Origin of the sequence: Desulfococcus sp., from assembly GCF_041737845.1 — a bacterium.
GTDB lineage: Bacteria > Desulfobacterota > Desulfobacteria > Desulfobacterales > Desulfococcaceae > Desulfococcus.
Genome location: NZ_JBGSQX010000179.1, coordinates 1 through 6,278 on the forward strand (window position 1 = coordinate 1; position 6,278 = coordinate 6,278).

Annotated in this window: 6 protein-coding genes; all 6 read right to left on the bottom strand. The window is 64.6% G+C overall.

Going from position 1 to position 6,278, the window contains the following annotated elements:
* Positions 1-151: 151 nt before the first annotated feature.
* Positions 152-763, bottom strand: a complete 612-nt coding sequence (locus ACEW8N_RS21830) for a DUF2284 domain-containing protein (RefSeq protein WP_373501990.1) — start codon at positions 761-763, stop codon at positions 152-154.
* A complete protein-coding gene (locus ACEW8N_RS21835; RefSeq protein WP_373501991.1) occupies positions 760-2,973 on the bottom strand; it encodes a tetratricopeptide repeat protein in 2,214 nt (737 codons plus the stop codon). The genes ACEW8N_RS21830 and ACEW8N_RS21835 overlap by 4 nt, the downstream gene beginning before the upstream one ends.
* Positions 2,974-3,026: 53 nt before the next feature.
* Positions 3,027-4,079: a succinylglutamate desuccinylase/aspartoacylase family protein gene (locus tag ACEW8N_RS21840; protein WP_373501992.1), complete on the bottom strand. Its 1,053-nt coding sequence runs from the start codon at positions 4,077-4,079 to the stop codon at positions 3,027-3,029.
* Positions 4,079-4,540 carry an N-acetyltransferase gene (locus ACEW8N_RS21845; protein ID WP_373501993.1) on the bottom strand — a complete coding sequence of 154 codons (462 nt, stop codon included), beginning with the start codon at positions 4,538-4,540 and terminating at the stop codon, positions 4,079-4,081. Before ACEW8N_RS21845 ends, ACEW8N_RS21840 begins: the two co-directional genes overlap by 1 nt.
* A 13-nt stretch (positions 4,541-4,553) precedes the next feature.
* Positions 4,554-4,721: a hypothetical protein gene (locus ACEW8N_RS21850; protein WP_373501994.1), complete on the bottom strand. Its 168-nt coding sequence runs from the start codon at positions 4,719-4,721 to the stop codon at positions 4,554-4,556.
* Between the two features lie 108 nt (positions 4,722-4,829).
* Positions 4,830-6,278 (bottom strand): gamma-glutamyltransferase family protein (locus ACEW8N_RS21855; RefSeq protein ID WP_373501995.1); only part of this gene is annotated, 1,449 nt, incomplete at its 5' end.

Here is a 6,278-nt window from a genome sequence, read left to right on the forward strand (position 1 = left end):
GCGCGGCCGTGCTGGCTGCGGGGCCCAGGCGGCTCCGGGCGGTCACCCATTATCATGTATCGGCGGGGGATATCGCCCGTGCCCTGTCGGCATTCCGTCAGGTGCTGGGGCAGAGCGGCTGAAAGGCCCTTCCCCCGAAACTGCGCCGGGGTCAGTCGATGAGGACGAGCCCGGCGATCCAGGACATCCCGCCGTCCGCGGCCGCCCGGGGGTCGAGGTAGGCCCCGGCCCATCCGGCGGCCTGCATCAGCCGGGAGACGTTGATCCCGAACCCGGACATGGACGGCCGGGCCCGGCGGGGGTTCCGGCAGACTCTTCCCGAAAGCACGCTGCACTCGGCATGCTCCCGGCAGAAGATCATCTTGCAGGACCCCCCGGCAAAGGCCATGGCCCTGGGAAATCCCATCTCAATTGCCGCCGCTTCGGCATCGGCCACGATATCGTGGAGAAGCCCCATGACTTCGCTTCGCTCGGGGGAGAGCAGGACCTCCGTGGGGGCGTCGATACGGACCGCCAGGGCCAGGCGATACGATTTCAGAAGCTCCCGGAATCCCCGGGGGCCTGAAACATGGGGCGGGCACCCGGGAGAGCGCCCGTAGTTTTCGCACCGGGGCTCCAGGCAGAGCCGTGCCAGGCCGTCCTCCACCGAAATGTCCGCGGCCGATACGACCGCGGCATCGGCGGCGCCGGAACGTCGCATCCGGGCGATCAGGGCTAAGAGTGCGGCGTCGGTGTTCTTTTTTTCGGATGGTACAGGGCTCATGGCGGTCTCATGCTGTCAAGGCTTGAGTGTTGGGCATCGGCGCCGCATCGAGGGCGAATCTCTGTATAGATGCGCTCCATGTTTCGCGCAAACCCTCGGGTGTCACAGATGGGCGCATCTCGAAGATGTTGACGCATCCCCTGCCTGAGGACGGCGAGCCTGTCGCAGGCATCGGGGGCACTGGCCACCCGGACCGCCAGATCCACATAGTCTTCCCGGTCGCGAGCCACAAAATCGCCCAGCCCGGCCGCGTCGAGGATGGACGCGCTGGTCCGTGACGCCCATCGATCGCCCCGGAAGGTGATCACCGGAACGCCCTGCCACAGGGCTTCGGTGGTGGTCGTGCCGCCGTTGTAGGGAAACGTGTCGAGCGCCAGGTCGACGCGGCCGTAAGCTTCGATGAACCGGTAGTGATCCGATGGCCCTTCCAGAAGGACCCTTTCCGCCGGGATGCCGTTTTTTTCCAGGAGGCGAATCAGGAGGTCCCGGTTCCGGACCTGGCCGAGGCGGGCATTTTTCAGCATCAGGCGGCTTTCGGGCGTCCGGTCGAGAATCCGGGACCAGGCGGCCATCACGCCGCTGGTGATCTTGTACTGGGAGGCAAGGCAGCCGAAGGTGATGCGTCCGGCGGCGGCGCAGGGCGGCGGCGTGACATCGGGCACCGGATAGCCCACCTCGAAGCTCAGGCAGCTTCCGGAGACGCGAAGAATCTTTTCGCCGTAGAACCCCTCTTCCCCGGGCGGCAGGACGCTGTGATCGCCGATGAGGTAATCGTAGGCCGGCATGCCGCTCGTGACGAACATGTTGAACCAGCCGACCACCACCGGCGCCGGATGAAGGGCGATCAGGGGCAGGCGTCGCGTGTCGCTGTAGCCGTTCAGATCCACCAGTATGTCGATCTGTTCCCTTTGGATGCGCTCCGCGGCCAAGGCATTCGTCATCCCTGAAAGGTCATGAAACCGGTCCGCCGGGTGGGCCGTGTAGCCGTGGGTGATGGCCGAGATAGGGCCATGGGAAAAGAGGTGGATCTCGAAACGGCGGCGGTCATGATGGTTGATGAGGCCCCAGACGGGCTTCATCCAGTTATGATCTGAGAAGAAAGACGAGACATACCCGATTCGGATGGGGACGGATGCGTCAGCCGCTGCCGTCTTCGGGGGGATGCCGCGGATGGGTTTGGCCCGGGGGAGGCATTTCTCGGCCCACCGCCGGCGGTCCAGGGCAATGGCTGGGTTATCGGCGCGCGGGTCCCCGGGGATGGCGACCGCGATGGCCAGCAGCGGCAGCTCGGGGGGGCCGCCCGCGGCGGCGGCGCGGAAGAGATCCACCGCCCGCTCCACCTGGCCGAGGTTGAACAGGCTCTGCCCCAGGTTGTGGAGGGCTTCGGGCCAGTTCGGGGCGATCTCCAGAGCCTTCTCAAAATGGGCGGCGGCTCCGGCATAGTCCTTATCATGTATGAGGACGCAGCCGGCCCCATACCAGGCCCTGGCCAGCCGGGGATTCAGCCGGACGGCGGAATCATGGGCCGCGGCGGCATCCTTCCACCTTTCCAGCGACTGGAAGGCATTCCCGGCGCTGCAGTGCAGATCGGCATCATCGGGCAACCGGGTGATGGCTTCGAGCAGCATGGGCAGTGCCTCTTCGGCCCGGCCCATGTCCAGGGTCACCTCACCCAGGCCGGCCAGGGCATTCCCAAGGCGGGGGGCGAATTCCAACGCTTTCCGAAAACATGCCGCGGCTTCGGACAGATCGTTTTTTTTCCGGTGGGCGTTTCCCAGGTTATAGTAAGCGCCGGCATATTCCGGATTCAGGTCCAGGGCGCCGCGGTAGGCGTCCAGCGCCTCGTCCACCCGGCTCTGGGCCTTCAAGGCGTTTCCGAGGTTGTTATAAAATTCGGGGGCACGCCAGATGGCCAGGGCCTTCCTGAAACGGGCTTCAGCAGATTTTACCTCGCCGGTCATCAGCAGCGCAAGCCCCATCAGATTGTGGACGTTCGGGTCCCCGGGCATTGCGGCTTCGGCCCGTTCCAGGAAATCGACCGCCCGGGCGCCGTCCCCGGCCTGATACGCCATCGCCCCCAGCATGCGGAGCGCATCCCCATGGTCCGGCGCCGTCTTCAGAGCCCGGAGGCAGCATCGTGCCGCCTCGACGAACCGGCCCGCCTGGTAATGCCCTGCTGCCGCCTGCATCAGGCTGTGGGGATTGTCCATATTGACGCCTCTGCGAAAAGGTTCCTTTTCTTTGGGTATGTCAGATTATCCGATCAGATAATCCTCGGCTCGTTTTTCTGGTCCGGAAGTCTTCCGGCCGCGGCGCTTCCGTACCGGTTTTGGATCCGGAGGGCAGCGCCCTCCGGTTCGTCGACACTGGCCAGATGGAAAACGGCATCGCCCTCCCGAACCATGGGGATCTCCTTCCGGCCGATGATGATGCCGGTGAACAAGGCCCGGATTTCCGAGGTGTTGTCGTCAAAGAGATTGTCGACCAGGCCGAGCAGGTCTCCTTTGATTGCGAGGGCCCCCAAGGGTTTCAGCAGGCGCAGCAGGCCGCCTGTCGGCGCTTTCAGCCAGCAGCTTGAACGCGCCAGGTCCGACGCCGGCGCCGAAGGGGGGAGGGCCGCACCGTTCAGCATTTTCAGCTCCCGCAGGACATTGAGGATGCCTTCAACACCCGTCCGGATGCAGATTTCATCAAAGCGGAGGGCCTGGCCTCCCTCATAGACCAGGGTGGATATGCCGTCTGCCGTCGCCGTCGCCCGCAGGGACCCTTCCCGGAGGGGGGGATTGAGGATGACGGGCGCCCCGAAGGCCAGCGCGATGGACCGGGTATCGGCATTGTCCATATCGGCGCGAATCTGGGGCAGATTGGAATGATGGGCGCCGCCGGTATGGAGATCGATCCCATGGGTGCATTTCCGGACGATCTCCTCCATGAAGCACCAGGCAATCCGTGAGGGCACCGAACCGATTTCAGACCCCGGGAAACTGCGATTGAGATCGCATCGGTCAGCGAGATACCGGGAATGGTGGATCAGCCCGTAGGCGTTGACCACCGGAACGGCGATGACGGCGCCATTCAGGCCTGAGAGCATGGGCAGATTGAGGAACCTTCGGATGATTTCAATGCCGTTCAGCTCGTCCCCATGGATGGCCGCACTGATGAAGAGGCGCGGTCCGTCCATCTCTCCGCGGATGACATGCACCGGCATGGTTTCCGTCATGTGCGGGTGAACCCGCGGCAGGGAGAGGCAGAGGGATACACGCGACCCCGCGGGAATGTCCTGGTGATGGATGCATAATTCCGGTTGCGTGGCCATCAAGCGAGGATCTTCATCATGGCAATCCCCTCACAGTCCGGGAATTTCACGCAGAGCATGCAATCCGCCCAGATTTTGAGGGGAAGCTCCGACCGTTCGATTTCGATGAAACCGAACCGGTTGAAAAAACCGGGTTTGAAGGTCAAGGAGAAGAGCCTGGCCATGCCGAAGGCCCGGGCTTCCGCCATGCAGCTCTCGACCATTGCTGCGGCGACACCTTGGTTCCGGTGGGGCGGCGCCACCACCAGGGAACAGATCTCCCCCAGGTCTTCCCAGCAGAATTGAAGGGCGCAGCACCCGATGAGCCGGCCGCCCTTCTCTTCCACGGCGACGGAAAAATCCCGGACATGATCGTAGAGGTTGCTGAGGGGTCTCGGGATGAGGTCCCCCTCGTGGCTGTGACGGTGGAGCAAGCCGTGAATCGATTTAATGTCCGCGATGGCCGCTTTTCTGATCTGCATGGTTTTTTTCCGGTCAATCCAAAAAGAGTTCCAGCTCCTTGGCGCATTTTTCACGGGCTTCCGCAGGGCCGTCGATGTCGAGAAGGTGATTGTCAACGTCCAGCAGGACGATGCTGCACCCGTGCCTGGCAACGATGGTGCTGATGAGCTGGATGGTCTGTTCCTTGCTGAGTTGGGTCATGGCTGTATTCCTGAATCGTAAACGGTCAAATTCAACATCCTCAAAAAGATCGCAGTGGGATGTATTATTATGGTAATACCCGAAGAATGGCCGGTCAAATGGGGGTGGTCAGAATCCCACGGCGCATCCATCCTTGCGGTGGTCCGACGCGGCGCAGTACCCCTTGTCGAGCCGCAGGATCATCTGGGCGCCGCCGAAGCCTGAGGGCGGCGGGCCGCTGATGATCCGGTGGCCCCGGGCTTCCAGGGCCGCAATGACATCGGGGGCGATGCCCTCTTCCAGTGCCAGGGTGCCGTCCTCCAGAACATGCCAGCGGGGCGCGTCCGACGCCGCCTGGGGGTTCTGTCCGCAGTCAAAAATCCGGACCACCATCTGAACGTGACCCTGGGGCTGCATGTGGGCCCCCATGACGCCCAGGCTCATGAGGGGGACGCCGTCCCGGGTGACGAACCCGGGGATGATGGTGTGAAAGGGGCGCCTGCCGCCGCCCACCCGGTTGGGGTGGCCCGGGTCGAGCCGGAAGCCCCGGCCCCGGTTGTGGAGGCTGATGCCTGTTCCCGGCACCACGATGCCCGAGCCGAACCCCGCATAATTGGACTGAATGAACGACACCATCATCCCCGCCCGGTCGGCGGTCGAAAGATAGACCGTTCCCCGGTCCGGCAGGGGCGCGGGCGCAGGATCGCGGGCGTGGTTTCGCGAGATGCGGCCGGCCAGCTCCTTCAGGAAGGCGGGCGAAAGAAGGTTTTCGGGAGCGACGGCCATGGCGGAGGGGTCGCAGACATGGGCGTGGGTCACCCCGAAGGCGAGCTTCATGGCCTCGACCTGAAGGTGGATGCTGTCGGCCGAGTCCGGCGGATATTCCCGCACGTCGTGATGGTTCAGGATGCCCAGGGCGATGAGGGCCGCCATGCCCTGGCCGTTGGGGGGCATCTCGTGGAGCCGGATGCCGTGATAGTCCATATGGAGGGGCGTCACCCATTCGGAATGATGCCGCGAGAGGTCCGACAGGGCAAGGGCGCCGCCGTCGGCTGACGACGCTGCGGCGATCTTTTCGGCCAGGTCCCCCCGGTAGAAGTTTTCCCCCCGGCTGCGGGCGATCGAAAGGAGGGTCTCCGCCTGGTCGGGGCATCGGAACCATTGCCCCGGTGAGGGCGCGCCGCCGCCGGGAAGAAAGACCCGGGCGAATTCCGGCAGATGGGCATAGGTCGGCGCAGCATGATCCCAGGCTGCGGCCGTAATCGGGGAGACCGCGAACCCTTCCCGGGCGTAATGGACGGCAGGCGACAGAACGGTCTCGAAGGGAAGGGTCCCGAACCGCTCCCAGAGAGAGGCCCAGAGGTCCACGGCGCCGGGCACCGTGACCGTGTCCCATCCGATCGGCGGCATCTCCCGGAGACCCTTGAACCGGTCCGAGTGCCAGGCCTCGGGGGATCGGCCCGAGCCATTGATGCCGGACAGGCCTTTTCCGTCCCAGATCAGGGCGAAGGCATCGCCGCCCAGGCCGCTGCCGGTGGGTTCCACCACCGTCAGGGTCGCGGCGGCGGCAATGGCGGC